This is a genomic window from Methylocystis sp., from assembly GCF_050246715.1.
GTDB lineage: Bacteria > Pseudomonadota > Alphaproteobacteria > Rhizobiales > Beijerinckiaceae > Methylocystis.
The window spans coordinates 1-15,804 of record NZ_JBFWVN010000006.1 but is presented as its reverse complement, the minus strand read 5'-3'; the positions used below and the strand labels follow the sequence as shown (position 1 = coordinate 15,804).

The 15,804-nt window shown below is 60.2% G+C and carries 19 protein-coding genes; 4 read left to right on the top strand and 15 right to left on the bottom strand.

All coding sequences use genetic code 11. The features are described 5' to 3' along the window. Genes exbB through AB7I51_RS04280 form a run of 4 tightly spaced genes read right to left on the bottom strand, consistent with a single transcriptional unit; the run spans position 1 to position 4,719 of the window. Positions 1-816: a tonB-system energizer ExbB gene (exbB, locus tag AB7I51_RS04295; RefSeq protein ID WP_428402939.1), complete on the bottom strand. Its 816-nt coding sequence runs from the start codon at positions 814-816 to the stop codon at positions 1-3. Beyond that, a complete protein-coding gene (locus tag AB7I51_RS04290; RefSeq protein WP_428402938.1) occupies positions 813-1,496 on the bottom strand; it encodes a Fe2+-dependent dioxygenase in 684 nt (227 codons plus the stop codon). The genes exbB and AB7I51_RS04290 overlap by 4 nt, the downstream gene beginning before the upstream one ends. A 5-nt stretch (positions 1,497-1,501) precedes the next feature. After that, positions 1,502-2,185, bottom strand: coding sequence for a Fe2+-dependent dioxygenase (locus AB7I51_RS04285; RefSeq protein ID WP_428402937.1), 684 nt, complete (start codon positions 2,183-2,185; stop codon positions 1,502-1,504). 11 nt (positions 2,186-2,196) lie between these two features. After that, positions 2,197-4,719, bottom strand: a complete 2,523-nt coding sequence (locus AB7I51_RS04280; protein WP_428402936.1) for a TonB-dependent receptor — start codon at positions 4,717-4,719, stop codon at positions 2,197-2,199. Positions 4,720-5,170: 451 nt separating this feature from the next. On the opposite strand from AB7I51_RS04280, the gene AB7I51_RS04275 reads away from it, so the two are divergent. The 3 genes from AB7I51_RS04275 to AB7I51_RS04265 all read left to right on the top strand — a co-directional run bounded on the left by AB7I51_RS04275 (position 5,171) and on the right by AB7I51_RS04265 (position 6,846). Next, on the top strand, positions 5,171-5,653 hold the full coding sequence (locus AB7I51_RS04275; RefSeq protein ID WP_428402935.1) for a response regulator: 483 nt from the start codon (positions 5,171-5,173) through the stop codon (positions 5,651-5,653). Between the two features lie 103 nt (positions 5,654-5,756). Next, positions 5,757-6,185 carry a group III truncated hemoglobin gene (locus AB7I51_RS04270; protein WP_428402934.1) on the top strand — a complete coding sequence of 143 codons (429 nt, stop codon included), beginning with the start codon at positions 5,757-5,759 and terminating at the stop codon, positions 6,183-6,185. 184 nt (positions 6,186-6,369) lie between these two features. Beyond that, positions 6,370-6,846, top strand: coding sequence for a ferritin-like domain-containing protein (locus tag AB7I51_RS04265; RefSeq protein ID WP_428402933.1), 477 nt, complete (start codon positions 6,370-6,372; stop codon positions 6,844-6,846). Between the two features lie 77 nt (positions 6,847-6,923). Here AB7I51_RS04265 and AB7I51_RS04260 read toward each other — a convergent pair whose 3' ends face one another. From AB7I51_RS04260 to AB7I51_RS04245, 4 genes are all read right to left on the bottom strand, one after another. Beyond that, entirely contained in the window at positions 6,924-7,379 is a 456-nt protein-coding gene (locus AB7I51_RS04260) for a hypothetical protein (protein ID WP_428402932.1), read from the bottom strand. 67 nt (positions 7,380-7,446) lie between these two features. Next, the gene (locus AB7I51_RS04255; protein ID WP_428402931.1) at positions 7,447-7,716 is read right to left on the bottom strand and encodes an usg protein; all 270 of its coding nucleotides are present in this window, start codon (positions 7,714-7,716) and stop codon (positions 7,447-7,449) included. A 364-nt stretch (positions 7,717-8,080) separates the two neighbouring features. Then, entirely contained in the window at positions 8,081-8,158 is a 78-nt protein-coding gene (pqqA, locus tag AB7I51_RS04250) for a pyrroloquinoline quinone precursor peptide PqqA (protein ID WP_428403013.1), read from the bottom strand. A gap of 147 nt (positions 8,159-8,305) precedes the next feature. Then, positions 8,306-9,694: a histidine kinase gene (locus tag AB7I51_RS04245; protein ID WP_428402930.1), complete on the bottom strand. Its 1,389-nt coding sequence runs from the start codon at positions 9,692-9,694 to the stop codon at positions 8,306-8,308. 116 nt (positions 9,695-9,810) lie between these two features. Between AB7I51_RS04245 and AB7I51_RS04240 the strand changes: the two genes are divergently transcribed. Then, positions 9,811-10,443 carry a response regulator transcription factor gene (locus AB7I51_RS04240; RefSeq protein ID WP_428402929.1) on the top strand — a complete coding sequence of 211 codons (633 nt, stop codon included), beginning with the start codon at positions 9,811-9,813 and terminating at the stop codon, positions 10,441-10,443. 58 nt (positions 10,444-10,501) lie between these two features. On the opposite strand, the gene AB7I51_RS04235 is transcribed toward AB7I51_RS04240, so the two are convergent. The 7 genes from AB7I51_RS04235 to AB7I51_RS04205 all read right to left on the bottom strand — a co-directional run. Then, the gene (locus AB7I51_RS04235; RefSeq protein ID WP_428402928.1) at positions 10,502-11,026 is read right to left on the bottom strand and encodes an SRPBCC family protein; all 525 of its coding nucleotides are present in this window, start codon (positions 11,024-11,026) and stop codon (positions 10,502-10,504) included. Next, entirely contained in the window at positions 11,023-12,027 is a 1,005-nt protein-coding gene (locus AB7I51_RS04230) for a vWA domain-containing protein (RefSeq protein ID WP_428403012.1), read from the bottom strand. Before AB7I51_RS04230 ends, AB7I51_RS04235 begins: the two co-directional genes overlap by 4 nt. Next, positions 12,027-12,530 (bottom strand): MxaK protein, encoded by a 504-nt coding sequence (locus AB7I51_RS04225; protein ID WP_428402927.1) that lies wholly within the window; start codon positions 12,528-12,530, stop codon positions 12,027-12,029. Before AB7I51_RS04225 ends, AB7I51_RS04230 begins: the two co-directional genes overlap by 1 nt. 80 nt (positions 12,531-12,610) lie before the next feature. Next, a complete protein-coding gene (locus tag AB7I51_RS04220; RefSeq protein WP_428402926.1) occupies positions 12,611-13,612 on the bottom strand; it encodes a vWA domain-containing protein in 1,002 nt (333 codons plus the stop codon). Then, positions 13,609-14,505, bottom strand: coding sequence for a nonribosomal peptide synthetase MxaA (locus AB7I51_RS04215; RefSeq protein ID WP_428402925.1), 897 nt, complete (start codon positions 14,503-14,505; stop codon positions 13,609-13,611). The genes AB7I51_RS04220 and AB7I51_RS04215 overlap by 4 nt, the downstream gene beginning before the upstream one ends. A gap of 8 nt (positions 14,506-14,513) precedes the next feature. After that, positions 14,514-15,359 carry a DUF58 domain-containing protein gene (locus AB7I51_RS04210; protein ID WP_428402924.1) on the bottom strand — a complete coding sequence of 282 codons (846 nt, stop codon included), beginning with the start codon at positions 15,357-15,359 and terminating at the stop codon, positions 14,514-14,516. Continuing rightward, positions 15,356-15,804, bottom strand: a 449-nt coding sequence (locus AB7I51_RS04205; RefSeq protein WP_428402923.1) for an AAA family ATPase, incomplete at its 5' end; no start/stop codon positions are given. The genes AB7I51_RS04210 and AB7I51_RS04205, both read right to left, overlap by 4 nt.

Here is a 15,804-nt window from a genome sequence, read left to right as displayed (position 1 = left end):
CTACTCCGCCGCGTGAATCTTGCTGGAGGCGGCCGCATGTCCGGCGCGATCGAGATCGCGCGATACGATGCGAAGCAATTCGCCGGAAAGATTGGAAACGAGTTCGAGATAGGCGGACGCCTGCCGCGCGAGATGGTTGTAGATCAGCACGGCGGGGATCGCGGCGAACAGACCGACCGCCGTCGCCAGAAGCGCTTCGGCGATGCCCGGCGCGACGACAGCGAGATTTGTCGTCTGCGCTTTGGAAATGCCGATGAAGCTGTTCATGATGCCCCAGACCGTGCCGAAGAGACCGATGAACGGCGCCGTCGATCCGACGGAGGCCAGCAGTCCGGTGCCGCGTTTGATGGCGAGCGCCTGGGCGCGCTCGATTTCTCCATAACAGCCTGCGATACGCTCCTTGACGCCGGGCGCCGCGAGAATATCGGATGAAAGTTTCATTTCGCGAGTCGCTTCGGCGAGAAGCGACTGGGTGAGACGGTCGCCGCCTCCAAGCGCCAGCCGCGCCTCGGCGAGACCGCGGGCGTCGGACAGGCGGTTGATCGCCGTCAGCACACGGTCCCTCGCGCGCTTCAACTCGATCGATTTGGCTACGAGGATCGTCCATGTCGCCACTGAGGCCAGCAACAGACCGACCATCACGATTTTCACGACGATGTCGGCGTTGACGAACATTGTCCAGACGGAAAGATCGTGAGGCTTGTTGGCTGCGATCGCTGCGTCGAGCGCCGCATGCGATCCCTGCGCGGTCGCCCCGCTTTGCGCAAGCAGAAGCGCGGTCATCGAGATCGTGATAAATTGCAGAACATTTTTCATGCTTCGGCCCATGTGCGGATGAGATTGTGATAAACTCCGGAGAGTTTGACGCAGGCGGGATCGCCGGCGCCGAGTCGCGTGGTCAGCGACTGAATGGCTTGGTCAAGATCGAAGAGCAAAGCGCGCGCCACATTGTCTCGAATCATGCTCTGCAGCCAAAAAAACGACGCGACGCGTTCGCCGCGCGTAACGCCCCGGACGAGATGAAGGCTCGTCGACGGATACAGCACCAGATCGCCGGCAGGGAGTTTCACTTCCTGCTGTCCGACCCGATCCTCGATCACGAGTTCGCCGCCGTCATATTCTTCCGCTTCCGAAAGGAACAGCGTGCATGAGAGATCGGTGCGAATGCGGATAGGCGTTCCGGGAATGCCGCGGATCGCATTGTCGACATGCAATCCAAAATCATGACCGACGCCATAGCGATTAAAGAGCGGCGGGAAAATCCTGTGGGGCAGCGCCGCCGAGACGAACATCGGCGACTGCGCAAGCGCCTCGAGGACATGCTCGCCAAGTTCGCGCGCGACCTCGCCGCTCTGCGGCAATTGAAGATTGTTCTTCACCAAGGAAGACTGCGAGCCGGCGGTCGCGCGGCCGTCTTCCCACGGCGCCTTGTCCATCGCCGCGCGAAAAAAGGCGACCTGCTGTTTGGAAAGAACTTCTGGAATGCAAACAAGCATCAGCGCTATGCTTCTCCCCAATAGCGGATGAGATTGTGGTAGACGGTCACTAGCCTGCGCAAATCCGCATCATCTGCCCCGACGCGCGGCGCGAGCTCCTGTATCGACTCGTCCAGATCGCAAATGAAGCTGCGCGCCTCATCGGCGCGGATCATGCTTTGCAGCCACATAAATGAGGCGAGACGTAGGCCGCTCGTCACGGGCGTCACCATATGAAGACTGCCAGCCGAGTATACGATGAGATCGCCCGCCGGCGGCTTGAATCGCCTTGAACCGTAGATGTCTTCGACGATCAGTTCGCCGCCTTCATATTCATCGGGCTCGGAGAGCAGCAAGGTCGCCGCGAGATCGACTCGAATGCGCGCGCCAGTCACCGCGTCGCCGCGTATCGAATTGTCGACATGCGGATCGAAATGGTCGCCGACGCCGTAGCGATTGAAGAGCGGCGGATAAATGTGTAGCGGGACAGCCGCCGAAATAAAGGCAGGATTGGCAAGCAGCGACGAAAGCAGCCGCTTGCCGAGCGCCCGCGACAGTTCGGAATCAGGCGCAAGCTGCTGATTACGCTTCAGATCGCCGGCGTTCGCACCGGCTGTCGAGGCGCCGTCCTCCCACTTCGCCTGCGCCATCGCCTGGCGCAGAACGTCGATCTCCTTTCTCTCGAGCGCGCCTCTTATGTGAGCAAGCATTGATGCGACTCCTAGAACAGGACGCGCGTTTCAAGATAGACGGAGCGGCCGGGCGACATTTGCACGAAGGGCGCCGCCGTTTGGTAGAAGGCGTCATAGATCGTGCGGTCAAACAAATTGTTGACCGAGAATTTCATCGTGATGTTCTTTCCGATCTTAGCCTCCGTGAAAATGTCGAAGCGCCAGTATGACGGCAGCTCCGTCGGCACGTTCAAGACGGGATTGGCGACCGTCGGCGTCGGCCAGCCATAGGCGTTGATGACGGGAGCGCCATTGGCGACGAGATTGTTGCCGCCATAGATTTTCGAGCGATAGATCGACTGGCCGCCGATTTCGAGCACGTCCGGCGCAAGGCCGAGCAGTTCGCCCGCCTTATATTTCGAGAGCAGGCTGAAGGATTGATGCGCGATATTCGCGAGCGGCAGCCCGATGTTGGTGCGCGCATAGGAACTCGTCACTTGCGATTCCATCAGCACGATGCCGCCAAGTATCATCCACTTCTCCGTGATATTGCCTGCCGCCTCGAGATCGATGCCGTCGACGAAATAGGCCGCGTTACCGGTGGTCACGCGAGAATTCACTTCTCGTGCGCCGGTCACGTCCGTCCGGAAGAAAGCGGCGGTTGCAAGCAAATGCCGGTCAAACAATTCCCATTTCAGACCAACCTCCCCCGCCTTGTTCATTTGAGGAGGGAAAATCTGCACCGCCGTATTCAAGCCGCCATAATTGGCCGCGCCGCCGTCGAGCTCGGCGCCGACGGGCGTCGCCGAAGTCGCGTAAGCGGCATAGGCGCTGACATTGGGCAGCGGCTTGAAGACGACGCCGGCGTTCCAATTGAACAGGCCTGAATGACTCCGCGCGAATGTCGACAGATTCTCGGTGCGGCTCGTGATGTTGTAATCGTCAAAGCGCGCGCCGCCGTTAACGATCACGACGTCCTGATAATTCGCCGTCTCGATCACATAGCCGGATTTCGTGTCGACGGCGATCCGGGTCGGAACGGGATTGCGGTATGGCGTGGTCAAAAACGGCAGATAGGTACACGGCAGATAGAGGTTGCAGGTAATGCTGTTGCCAGTGGGAATTCCGTTCAATTCCGAAGACAGCCCCTGGTAATTGGTGCGCGTCACGCCTTCCCGCGCGAATTCGACGCCCGCGACAAGCGCATGTTTGACAGGACCCGTCTCGACTTTGAGCGTCGCCTCGGTCTGATCGTCGAGATTGTTCACCACTTGATAGCGGCTTTGCGCGTTAATCCTCACAGTGCCAGCAAAAAGGTTAGCGCCCTCCGCCAACGAACCGATATAGTCCAGAACCGACCGGCTCTGCCGGAAGCGACTGTCAAAGACGAGATTGTCATTGTAGCGATAATGCGCGGTGAAGGTGCCGAAATTCTGCAGCGCCACCTGGAAGTCGCGGTTGATCAAACCATACCAGTTATAGCGCGGAATGACGCCTTCGGGCATCGGCCTGTTCCACACCCGGTTGTAAGGAACGCCAAAGTCCGGCAGGCCGTTCTGATAGACATGCGTATATTCGCCGGTCAGCGTCAAATCCGGAAGGGGCTTGAACACCACCGAGCCGGCGACGCCGTCGCGGTAGTCGGTGACAAAGCTGCGTCCCGCCACATTCGAGTCATGGTAAAGCGCATTGACGCGCACCGCGAGGATAGGGCTGATCGCCTTGTTGACGTCGAGCGTTATCCGCCGCATGTGGTCGGAGAAGCCGCCGATCGCGGTAAGATTGGTGAAGTCGCGATCGGTCGCTTGTTTGGTGACGATGTTGATCGCGCCGCCGGCGGTGCCGCGCCCAGCGAATGTCGATCCAGGACCGCGCAGAATTTCGACCTGTTCGGTATAGAAGTTTTCGCGAATGCTGACGCCCGGATCGCGAACGCCGTCGACGAAAATGTCGTTGCGCACATCGAAGCCGCGAATGAAGAAGCGGTCGCCAAATGCGTTGCCGCCTTCGCCCGTGCCGAGCGTCACGCCCGCCGTGCTGCGGCCGATTTCGCGTAAGGTGAAGGCGTTCTTGTCGTCGAGCACTTCCTTGGTCAGCACAGTGATCGTGCGCGGCGTGTTGAGCACCGGCTCGGTGAATTTTGGCGAGGACAGGCGATCGACCTTATAGGGCGCAGCCGGATCAGCATAAGGATTGGCGTTCGGCGCCGTGGCAAGGATCGGCAGGCCGCCGTCGCCCGACCCCTGGCCGCCGCCGCCCGACGCGCCCGGCGCGCCGCGGCGTTGACCCGCAGCCTGGGAATTGGCGGTCGAGTGACGCGCCGGATGCGGCTGGGCGGCGGCGATTGGCTTGGGTTTCGCCGGCGCCATCGCCCGCGGCTTTTCGTGAGGCGCATCGATCTTGACAGGCGGTAGAGTGGTCGAAGCGGACTGCGCCAGAGCCGAAGCGCTCACGCTCGAAGCGAGCGCCGCGGCTACGCCCAGCGCCTTTACCGCGGTAAAATCCGCGCCGCGGCTACGCGAACGCGACTGATTCAGCATTCGTAGCGATATTGGAGATTTAACGTCGCTCATCGGGAACCGCCAGGGAGGTTTGTGCGTTGTCCTTTTTCGCGCTTTCGCGAAGTTTGACTGAAGCTAAATTTGGCGGTCGGCCCGGTCAATCAAAGAAACTCCTCAATGGAAGCATTTTAAACTGTATAGATTCAAATGCGTACAGTAATATTTTTGACAAATGTTGCCTTTCCGCCACAGATAGTTTGGAAACGTTTTAATTCCAAAGTATGGCGCTTGCTTCACGCAGATAATTTCAGCGGATTCATGCGCGAGAAAGCTCCGAAAATGCGAACCACAGTGCGGTGCGAGTTACGCGCGCCAATAGCGTTCTGCAAGACGACGCCGTGCGACGCAGGAGCGATCGACGGATTATTTCCGCTTGACGCCCGCCGACGCCGGCTGAGTTGCCGCCTAATTGGCATGCGCTTTGCTTCGTAAGTCAGTTGGTCAATCCTCAAGCTGAACTGCCATGAAGATCGGCGTAGAGAGGACGAAAGTCATAAAAAGCTGGCGAGTCTTCGTTGTCGACGACAATGAGATTCTTCGCGGAGCGGTTCAGTTCATGCTCCGCGACGGATATGAGACGCATGAAATGGTGAGCGCGACAGGCGCGCTGACCAAAGCGAAGCAAATGAAGCCGGACCTGTTGGTCCTTGCCGAGGGAGTCATACGCGTCAATGGCCCAGATCTGATTCAGGAGTTTCTGGCGCACATTCCCGAAGCGAAAATTCTCGTCGTCGTTGATCAGGTGTCGAGCGGCTTCGGCCAGATATGCATCGCCGCCGGCGCCCATGATTTCCTAGCGAAGCCGCTGCGGGCGGAACTCGTTCGCGAAAAAATCGACGCTCTGCTCAACGCCAAGAAAAAAGCGGTCGCAACTCCACTGAAAGCCGCGAACAGGAACGAGACCACGCCGCATTTGGGCAAAATGGCCCAAATGCAAATAAAGTGACCGATTCCTAAAGTATAGAGCGCACTTTAGGCGAAAGACCCGATTCCGCTTTTTCGGAAGCCGCGCTCGATCGCCGGAACAGGACGCAAACGAGGAGAAAACCATGGAGCCCGCCGCCATTCCGCCGATCAAGGACGGAGCCGAACGCGCCAAATTGGAGGTCGCGATCGACGATTGCGTGCGCCGCTTCTACGCCAAGGGCGCCAAGGACGCCTTGCTGGGACCGATCTTTTCGGCGATCGACGATCTGGATCAGCACATGGGAATTGTCGCGAATTTCTGGTCCAAATCCTTGCTTGGCACGGAGCGCTACCAAGGGCATCCATTCGGCGTTCACATCAATTTGCCGATCGAGCCAGCGCATTTTACCCGCTGGCTAGAACTCTTTACCGAAAGCGCCAATGAAACGCTGCCGAAGACGCAGGCCGAACAGGCGATCGCCAGAGCCGCACATATGACCCAATGTTTTCAGGCCGGGCTATTTCCTTTCGTCGGCGCAGACGGAAAGCCATCGCGCGTTCCTGCGCAGTAGCGCATCTTCCACCGCAGCGGATACCGGTTCACAGTGGCCGATTCACGCCGGCGTCCCGCCCTCTTTCCCGCATAGGCGGCCGGTGGGTTGGCGTGGGCCGCTGGCGCGGCTATGAAGAGACGCAAACATCGATTGAGCCTTGGCAGACGATCGCGAGAGACGCTGCGCGCTGGGAGAACAGATTATGGAGTCGGTCGAGGAGTTTCTCGCCTACGCCATCAGATTGGAGCAGGACGCCGCAGAGCGGTTCGGACAGCTTGCCGATGCGATGGAGTCCTCAGGTAACCGGGAAGTCGGCAAGCTATTTCGTCAGCTGGCGGATTATTCGCGACTGCATCTCGACGATGCCCGTGCGCGCGCCGGATTTAGAAAAATGCCCGAAAAAGCGCCCACAGATTTTGTCTGGCCCGACATTGAAAGCCCGGAAACCGCGGCGATCTGGGCCGCTGACCCCTTCCTGGGACGCGGACAGGCTCTGGAGATCGCGCTGGAGGCCGAACGCGCCGGCTTCGATTATTACAAGCATGTGCTTGAGACGACACAGGATCCAGAGATCAAAACGCTCGCCAAGGAATTCGTCCAGGAAGAGCGGGCCCATGTCGCCGAACTACAAAAATGGATCGCGGCGCACCGCAACGGACTGAAAGCGCCGGCTGAATAGCGGACGCTCCCGTAACATCGGGACAGTGAAAAAACTCGAGACGGGAGTTTAATCGCCGCGAGCCGCGCCGCCCTTTCTCAGCAGTCCCCCGCGTCGATTGAAACGTCGGCGATTATCTTGCCCTCATTGTCTTTGAGAGAATATCTGATGATGGCGCCGCTCGCGCGGCGCTCCGGCATCGTTAGACAAACGCGCTCCTGCAGCTGCGTCTTCAACTGGGCGAGCTTCTCGGGGTTGGCGACCAGAGTCCGGGCCGCTTCGTCATCGACGATCGTATAGTTGTAATTGAAGGCGTTGCCCGGACCTGCCGTCGTATTGTCCAGGCGAACGCCCTCGCTGACCATTTCGGGAAGGGTCGCGTTCACCTCGGCCGCTTCGCGCTCCAAGGTCAGCGAGAGGGGTTCGGGGTCTTCATCCAGGGAAAGAACCTCGCGCGTGTGCCTCGCCAGAAGGAAAGCCGCCGCCACGACGGCGATCACTACGGCCGCTTCGAAGGCCCCTATCCAAGATTTTGCGTCCGTCTCGTCCGTCACGGCATGCCTCGCTTTGAAACCGCGGCGATTTTGTCTCGCCGAACCTCGTTTCGCAAGGCGGCCCGAGTCAGTGCACTTTGAACTCCCCGTCAAGGAGCTTCATCTCAGCAGGCGTGATGAGGCTTGAATGCGCGACGATGACCGAATGAAGCGGGCCATCGAGACTGCGCATCCAGAACCTGAGAAATTTGCGCAGCTCGGGAAAGTCCGGATGAAGGTCATATTCCTGCCAGACATATGATTGGATGATCTTTGGATAATCCGGCAGACGATAAAGGATATTTGCCGTCGTCAGGCCGTAGCCTTCGAGCTGCAGACGGAAGCCGCTGGACGCCATTGCCTACTCCTCGGCGGTGCAATTCTCTCCAGATTAGGAGCAAATTTTCCGAGGGCAAGCGCTCTAAACGGCAGGAGGCGTTCAAAAACAATATGCTAGCAGCAAATAAGCCCGAGCGCCACAATCTGCGCGCCCGGCGCCGCAACGACCGCCGCCGCCGCCGTACAAACTGGCTCGAAACAGATCGAAATGTCCGACAAGCAATGATGGCCTGGCGACCGCGCCGCCTGGCTGATGGTTCGCGCACAACCGCGCCCGATTTGGGCCGGAACGGTCCAAATTCAGAAAAGGAGCTCGATCTTAAAAGTTGAGAGCGCGCTCTCGCGGCGCGCTCCAGTGTCTGCCGCCGAAAGAATACAGCCGATCAGAACTCGGCCGACTCATAGCTGGTGATTTCCATGCCGACGCAGATTTCGACGAGAGTGGGTTGCGACCAAGCCATGGCGTTGCTCCTCCAGAGTCGTTTCCGCCCTGACGGCGGCTTCAATCGACAATAATGAGGGGCGCGCAATTTTTCATCTTGAAACTTGCGTCAATCTCCCTGCCGAAATTTCCCGACTGGCGTGAGCGATGGGACGACTTCGCCGGATCATTCGCCGTCATCGCGCAAGGGAAGCGACACAATGATCCTCGTGCCGCCGGACTGCGGTCTTTCAATCCGTTGCGCGCCGCCCAGCGCGCGAACGCGTTCATTCATGCCGAGCAGTCCCATGCCGGGCGCAATGCCTTCCGAAAGGCCGATCCCATTGTCCTCGATGGCGACTTTGAGGTGCGGCGGCGCGTTCCCTTCGGGATCATCAAATTCGGCAGGCGCGTCCAATCCGAATTCCAGAATGACTTCGCCCCTGCTCGCGCCGGAGTGGCGAAAAATATTGGTCACCGCCTCCTGTACGACGCGATAGGCGGCGAGCGCCGTTTCCTCGTCGAGCGCAGAAAGATCATGACGGACGACGAGCCGCAAATCGACCTCGGGATGGGTCTGCGCCCAGGAGGCGAAGAGCGATCGAAGCGCCGGCTCCAGACCAAGCTCTTCGAGACCCTTCGGCCGCAGCCGGTCGAGAAGACTCCTGAAAAGCGACTGAAGCGATTCGCTCGCCCTGTCGATCGCCGAACTCATCCGGCGCAAGCGGTCGATGTCGGGCGATGGATGCGACACAAGCTCCTGCAAAGTCGCAGATGTGGCGCGAATCGAAAACAGGCAGGGACCAGCCTCGTCATGCAGGTCGCGGGCAATATCCTTGCGTTCCGCCTCCTGCACCTGAATGAGCCTGTCGACGAGTTCGCGGTTTTCCTGCTTGACGCGATCGAGCGTCGCGCCGAGCGAATTCAGCGCAGCCGCGATCGATCTGAATTCGGTCGCGCCGCCAAGCGACAGGCGAACGCCGCTCTTGCCGGCCTCCAACCGCGCGAGGCCGGACTTCAGGGCGTCGAAGGGCGCAAGCGAGTGACGCAGAAACAAAAGCACGAGCGTCAAAAAGATGGTGGTGACCGCTAGGCTGATGGCCGCCAGCCATAACATGTCCGACCAGATTTCTCCGAGTTCGTCGAATGGGTTGGAGATCACCACGATGTTGCTATAGGCGCGCCCGCTGACGATCACGGGAATTGTCATGACCCGCGGCGCGGCGCCGGCGAGTTTCACAAACCATTCCGGAACGCCGCGATCGGAATGGCGGATTTTCTCCAGCCAATCGGCAGGCGGCGGTTCATTGGCCGCGAGGATCTCAACATCCGCATGGCGAAGATTGCCGAGCGACGCATAAAGTCGCTTCAGCGCCGGCGCCGGATCTTCATTCTCGGGAAGATTTGCTATCGTCGCCAAGACAACTTCCCGCATCAATCTAAGATTGCTTCCCGCTTCCGCGCGCACGCGCGGCCCAGCGTGAAGAAACTGAATCGCTAGATTGATGAACAGCGTCGCGACAAGCACGATGCCGATCAACCGCCCCAGCCTGGCTTTAAGCGAAAAACCGCGCATGATGAGCGCCCTCGTCCGACGTCCCGTGCTTTAGCATTGACGATCACTGGCGATCGATTGACAAGACGAGCGGTTCCCACAACATGGGTTTTGTCTCTCATACAAGCGAAAAAACAATGCGCGTTCTCATCGTCGACGACCACCCCATGGTGATCGAGGGCTGCCGCGGCATGCTTTCGGCACAAAACGACATCGAAGTGCTCGAGGCCCATAACGCCGACGAAGCGCTCGAAGGCTATGGTTCGGCGGCGCCCGACGTTGTCGTGCTCGACATCAATCTGCCCGGCGTCTCGGGTTTCGAACTGCTGCGCCGGATCTTAAAGCGAGACGCGAACGCCAAAATCATCGTCTTCACCATGAACGACGATCCGGTTTTTGCGGCGCGCGCCATAGAGGGCGGGGCGAGGGGTTACGTCGCCAAGAACGAGGACCCGCGCGTCTTTATCAAGGCGATCCGCGCAGTGGCGGAGGGCGAGCGCTATCTCTCGAACGCCTTCGCGCTGAAACTCGCCTTCGCCGATCAGAGCCGCGCCAGCAATCCGCTCGACGCCCTCAATGGTCGGGAAATCGAAATCCTGCGCAATCTCGCCGACGGCAAGGACATGACCGAAATCGCGCATATTCTGAAAGTCTCCTACAAGACTGTCGCGAATAATTGCATTTTGCTGAAACGCAAGCTCGGCGCGCGCTCGAAGGCGGATCTGCTGCGCATCGCCGTCGAAAACAGGGTGGCGATGAAGCTTGTTTAGCCGCGCGATGTGAATCGCCTTGGCGTTTTGTAACGCGAAACAAGCATCATCACTGCGGCTATTTTCCTTCGACCTTTTTCTTTAAGCTTTGTAGACCGTCGTGCAAGAAGTTCGACATCGCCACGCGCGCCGCGTCGTCATTGAGGTTTTCGGGAGGCTCATTGCTTGTATCGCCGCGATAGAGACGGCCGCGCCATTTCACCAGGCTCCCGCCCGCCGGCGCAGGCTCGATCGTGAACGTCAGCGTGTATGAACTTACCGGCATCGCGTCGAGATTGGGGTCGGACATGCGCCAGGAGAGTTTGAACGCTCCTGGATCATATTCGTCTAGCCCTTCTTTGAGAACGCCGCCTTTCTTGAAGGCGATCTCGCGTTCCGCGCCTGCGGCGTCCCCACCCGTCGCCTTCACCGACTGAATGTCGGGATGCCAGTTTGCGAGACCGTCGAACTTGCCCGCGACCGCCCACACGGCTTTGGGGTCGGCGGCGATGACGATCGATTCATCGACCTTGATCGGCGTCGGCCCATGTGCGAGCGCGGGCGCGCACATCAAAAGAGCGAAGAGCAACAGCAGTTTTTTCATTTGGATCTCCCTGGTCGCGGTTGGCTGTTGATGAGCACGGCTTGCCGCAGTCGAACCAAAGCCCGGGCGAGCCAAGGTCCGGCGGCGGCAAAAAAGATGAAGAGCGCAGCCGCTGAGCCGAAGAACGGACGCAAATCGAAAGCGCCTTCGCGAGACCGGGCGGAGGCGACGGCGGCATAGTCCGACCACAGCCTCTTTCCGTCCTCGAGATGCGCGTAGGCGAGACCCGTTTTTTCGGCGAGCGACCGCAAATAGTCTTCCCTTACGGAAGACAGATGCTCGACGCCAACCGCCACAGCGGCGCCGAAAGGGGCGTTACGCGCATTGTAGCCTTCGCGCCGCTCAGCGCCTTCCGGCGGCAAGCCGAAGCGACTCTCATGCGGAACATCGTCGACGCCGAGAAATCCAATCTCGCGACCCCTGTCGTCAAATTTCGGAATGGGAGAAAGCTCATAGCCGCCGACACCGACGACGAGGCCGCGCACCTCGCCGGCGCGCCCCTCAAATGTCGGCGCGCCACGCGCCGGGAGCGGCGGCGCCTCCTGACCATCGGTGAAAAAAAGAAGATCGCTCTTCAATTGCCGCGCCAAATCGATGGCGCCAAACAGGCCCGCAGACACGCGGCTGTCGCCTTCCCAGGCCATGCGCCAATCGAGCGCCTCGATCGAGGCTTCGAGAGGCGCGAAATCGACGCAAACGTCGATCGGCTCGAACAGCAGAAATGTCTTGCGTTCACTGAAAATCCCCAGACTGAGATGCGATGTGCAGGGGGCTTCGACAAGCATGGCGCGAAGCGCCGCCTTTACGGCGTCGAGGCGGCTGACCGGCAGGCCGGACGCCGCATAGTCACGAACGTTCATACTGCCGGTGATGTCGACGACGGCAAGCAAATCGAAAGACGGTCGTCGAATCGTGATCTTCAACGCAACCAAGGCGGCGATGAGCGATAGAATCGCCAGCACCAGCATGATGAGCCGCGGATCGCGCAGGTCCGGGCGCATCACGGCAGGCCCTTCGGCTTGCCGGGAATATCGGTCCAGAGTTTTTTGGGATCGGCGCTGAGTTCGTCGCCGCTCTTTCTTTCGTAATCCGGAAAGTCTCGGACAAGCCGCGCGGCGACGTCCAGATTATATTTGGCGTCCCAATAGTCCGGCGCGAGCTGCAGCGCACGGCGATATTCGCGCTTGGCGAGGTTGACGAAAGGATTGGCTGCATCGACTTCGGAGCGCTCGATGAGGCCGAACGCCTTGCGCAGCAGCGCGTTCGCCAGGAGATAATGTCCGCGCGCGCGCATGTCGACATTTGCGCTCCGATCAAGCGCCTCCACTAATGCGCGCGCACGATCGATTTCGCCTCGCTTCGCTAGAAAGGCGATGCGGGCAAGAAGCGTCTCGGATCTGGCGTTCGTATCGACGGCGATATCGCGACCCTGGTCCAGCGCCTCGATGGCGTTGTTGGCGTCAATGGCGCCGCGCCAGTCGACGAGCGACACAATCGTCGCCATGACAAGCGCGACGCAGAGCGCAACAAGAAGCGATGACCGAGTTTCACGCCAAAGGGCTGCGGCGCGAGTTAAAGGAAACGTCATCGCGCGCCGCCTTCGCCGCCCAAACCGACTTCGGCGAACTTCGCCACGACGAGCAGCGCTGTGGCGGCAAGCGCCAGCGCGAAAGCTGATGCGCTCAAATCCGTACGGGGCATTTTCTCGACGTAGCGCACGGGATTACGTTCGAGCCGGTCAATCTGTTTAAGCGCCTTCTCCGTCTCTTCGGCGCTTTCCACTTCGAAGGCGCGGTAAGGAACGCCGAGTGACCGAAAGAAGAGATCGAGATGGCGTTCCGGCGCGGCCTGCGGGGACTCGTCGTCGCCGTCCGGCTGGCCATAGATGCCTGTGCTGCCTTCGGCGCGCAGGAACAGCCAGTAAAGACTGACATTGGTCTTGTGAAACTCGGCCTTCAGATCGTCACGCAGTTTCGGATCGATGACGCCAGCGCCGTCGGATAGGAGCAGGATGACGCGCGAGAGATCCGCTTCGCTGGTTTTGAACATCGAAAGCGCCATCGCAAGACCGCTGGCGATATTGGTATAGTCGAGACCGGGACGATCAATCGCGTCGATCGCGGCTTTCGTGGCGTCGAGATGATCGGAGATCGGCGTCACCAGCATCGGCGCGGTCGAAAATACAGCGACGCCGACGAGATCGTGAGGACGCGCCTCGACGAAGCGTTTGAGAATGCGCTTCGCCGCCGAAGCCTTCGACTCTTCGCCTCCAGACGGCGTTCGCCCGGCGAAGGTCTCGTTCATGCTGCCGCTGCGGTCGATCAGCATGACGATTTGCGCGCCTTCGGCGAAGCGCTCAATTTCCGCGCCGGCAATATGGGGACCAGCAGCGCCGAAGAGGCTGGCGCCGATTCCGATGACGCCGCTCAGTTTCAGGATATTGCCGACAAGAGCGGAAAGACTGTCGACGGGAGCCGAGAGGAGCGAGGGTATGGCCGTGTCGCGCAGAATGGATCGCAGAAACGGAATCAACGCCAGCGGCGCCAGAAACAGCGCCTCAATGTGATCGAAACCGAGCGCGCTCATCCTGAGCGCTCCTGCTTCGCGAGCGCCGTCACGAATTGCGCAAGCTGCTCCCTGTGGAAATCGTCACTCGCTTCCCCTCCGCTGAAGAAGCGCCGTTTCGAGGCAGCGAAAAACCGCTCGAAATCGATTTGCAGCGGCCGGAATTCCGGACGCCTGCGCAGAAAATCAGCAAGATCGGACGACAGCAAAGTTGCGCCATAGGCCGTATCGAGCGCGCGATGCGCCGACTGGATCGCTGCGTCCAATTCTCTGTCGTCGGACCCGTGGAGCCGGTTTGAAATATCGTTGGCAAGCGCCGAAAAAATGCGCGCTCTGCGCCGCTGAAATGGCGGCCACGCGCGATCACGTGCGACGAGAGCGAAAACCAACAAGGCGGCGACGCCGGCGCCAATCGCAAGATGTCGCGGAAGAGCTTCGTCGACAAAAGGCGTTGAACCGTCCGAACGCATATAGTCGACTGCCTCTTCCTGCTTCTGGGGCGTAATCTCGCGCAAAGGCGAGACGCCGACACGCCACGCGGGAACCTTCGCCACCTCCGCGCCCGCCGCTGTTGAAAATGCGAGGTCGAAACCGGGAATCTCAATTTCCCGCGCATCGAGCGCGACATAGAAATTCTGATAGGTGAGATCGAGACGCCACAAGCGGGCGCCGTTTTCAACGGTTTCGCGAAGCCGCGCCTCCCGGAGATCGAGTGAACCGGTCAGCGGTCCGGGCTTCGGCAAGGAGGCGTGCGAAAGCGCGGCGTTCTCGGGACCCGTGACATCGACGCGCGCCTGGATGAGATCGCCGACGAAATAGCCGAACGGGCGCGCCGGGCGGATGCTTACCGTCAGCTGCTGTGCGGCGGCGGGATGCATTGCGATAAGCGCGAGGATGAGACAGGCAATGCGCATCTCGCGCCTCACGCCGCCGTCAGCCGAATGCTGAGATCGACGGGATCGAAATTGTCCTCAACATAGATCGGCACGCGACTGCGCAGCGATGAGAGACGGACAAGGATTTGCCGACGCGCCAACTCCGCCACCATCCAGCGCCGCTGCAGCGCGGGCCTCATCAACAGAGTTTGTCGGCGGCCGCTCTCGCTGTCGCGAAGCGCCAACACCCCCCATTTCGGCGGCACCGACTCGACTGAGTCGACCAGAACGATCGGCGCGACATCATGCAGCGCAAGCGCATCGAACGCCTGTTCGATCAGGCGCCCGGGCCAGCGGAAGTCGGAAATGAGAATTACCAGCTTGCGCATAGCGCCGAGCGCCTCCGCGGCGGCGAGCACGCCTTTCGCGTTCGAGCCGCGGGGCGTTTCGGCGCCAAGCCTTTCGACGGCGGCGAGCGCCGCTCTCCTCGAACGTGTCGCTGGGACTGCCAGCCGGTCGATCAAATCATCCTCATAAGGAAGCAGACCAAAACGATCGCCGATTCGCGTCGCCGAATAGGCGAGAGCGGCGCAAAGACCGATGGCGACGCGAAACCTGTCGGCCGCGCCGACGAAGCTCATCGACGCCGAGAGGTCCACGAGCGCATAAACGTCGATCGCCGCTCTTTGTTCGAAGCGGCGCACATAGGTCTCGCCGAACGGATCGCGCAGAGTCGCGCGAACGTCGATGCGACGGGCGTCCGGATAGCGCATGAAAGGCGCCTGGTCCCGAAACACTCCAAAGCCGCCGACTTCGCTTGAGCTGTGCACGCCGGCGCGATTATCGGCGAAACATCCGCGTGGCCGATAGAGGAGATCGACGATCCCGTTCATGGAACCGGCGTCGCATCGAAAGCCGCTCGACATAGTCGCTTGACGATATCGTCGCCGCGCAGCGCGTGAATCGGATCGACGAAAATGCGGTGCGCCATCACTTCGATGAACACATCGCGTACGTCTTCCGGAACAAGATAATCACGTCCCTCGAGCCAGGCGTTCACGCGCGCCGTGCGCGCCAGCGCCGCGACAGCGCGCGGACTCGCGCCGCCTTTGAGGAGATTGCCGACGTCGACGTCGGGCAGCGATATGCCCAGGGAAGCTGGCTTGACCAGGGCCTGCCAGAGATTGAGCACATAGCGTTCGAGCGCCCCGCTCGATTTCACATGCGTCTGGATCGCGCGCGCAATTTCAGGAATCACGCGATAGTCGAATGAGCCGGCCGTCACGCGTTCGATAAGGGTTTCCGTGTCATGGAAGGCCGGATCGAAGACGAGCCTTC

Bases quoted from the DNA above. Each gene is read 5' to 3' on its own strand.
- exbB (WP_428402939.1), bottom strand. From the start codon at position 816: ATGAAAAATGTTCTGCAATTTATCACGATCTCGATGACCGCGCTTCTG.
- AB7I51_RS04290 (WP_428402938.1), bottom strand. From the start codon at position 1,496: ATGCTTGTTTGCATTCCAGAAGTTCTTTCCAAACAGCAGGTCGCCTTT.
- AB7I51_RS04285 (WP_428402937.1), bottom strand. From the start codon at position 2,185: ATGCTTGCTCACATAAGAGGCGCGCTCGAGAGAAAGGAGATCGACGTT.
- AB7I51_RS04280 (WP_428402936.1), bottom strand. From the start codon at position 4,719: ATGAGCGACGTTAAATCTCCAATATCGCTACGAATGCTGAATCAGTCG.
- AB7I51_RS04275 (WP_428402935.1), top strand. From the start codon at position 5,171: ATGAAGATCGGCGTAGAGAGGACGAAAGTCATAAAAAGCTGGCGAGTC.
- AB7I51_RS04270 (WP_428402934.1), top strand. From the start codon at position 5,757: ATGGAGCCCGCCGCCATTCCGCCGATCAAGGACGGAGCCGAACGCGCC.
- AB7I51_RS04265 (WP_428402933.1), top strand. From the start codon at position 6,370: ATGGAGTCGGTCGAGGAGTTTCTCGCCTACGCCATCAGATTGGAGCAG.
- AB7I51_RS04255 (WP_428402931.1), bottom strand. From the start codon at position 7,716: ATGGCGTCCAGCGGCTTCCGTCTGCAGCTCGAAGGCTACGGCCTGACG.
- pqqA (WP_428403013.1), bottom strand. From the start codon at position 8,158: ATGGCTTGGTCGCAACCCACTCTCGTCGAAATCTGCGTCGGCATGGAA.
- AB7I51_RS04245 (WP_428402930.1), bottom strand. From the start codon at position 9,694: ATGCGCGGTTTTTCGCTTAAAGCCAGGCTGGGGCGGTTGATCGGCATC.
- AB7I51_RS04240 (WP_428402929.1), top strand. From the start codon at position 9,811: ATGCGCGTTCTCATCGTCGACGACCACCCCATGGTGATCGAGGGCTGC.
- AB7I51_RS04235 (WP_428402928.1), bottom strand. From the start codon at position 11,026: ATGAAAAAACTGCTGTTGCTCTTCGCTCTTTTGATGTGCGCGCCCGCG.
- AB7I51_RS04230 (WP_428403012.1), bottom strand. From the start codon at position 12,027: ATGCGCCCGGACCTGCGCGATCCGCGGCTCATCATGCTGGTGCTGGCG.
- AB7I51_RS04225 (WP_428402927.1), bottom strand. From the start codon at position 12,530: ATGGCGACGATTGTGTCGCTCGTCGACTGGCGCGGCGCCATTGACGCC.
- AB7I51_RS04220 (WP_428402926.1), bottom strand. From the start codon at position 13,612: ATGAGCGCGCTCGGTTTCGATCACATTGAGGCGCTGTTTCTGGCGCCG.
- AB7I51_RS04215 (WP_428402925.1), bottom strand. From the start codon at position 14,505: ATGCGCATTGCCTGTCTCATCCTCGCGCTTATCGCAATGCATCCCGCC.
- AB7I51_RS04210 (WP_428402924.1), bottom strand. From the start codon at position 15,359: ATGAACGGGATCGTCGATCTCCTCTATCGGCCACGCGGATGTTTCGCC.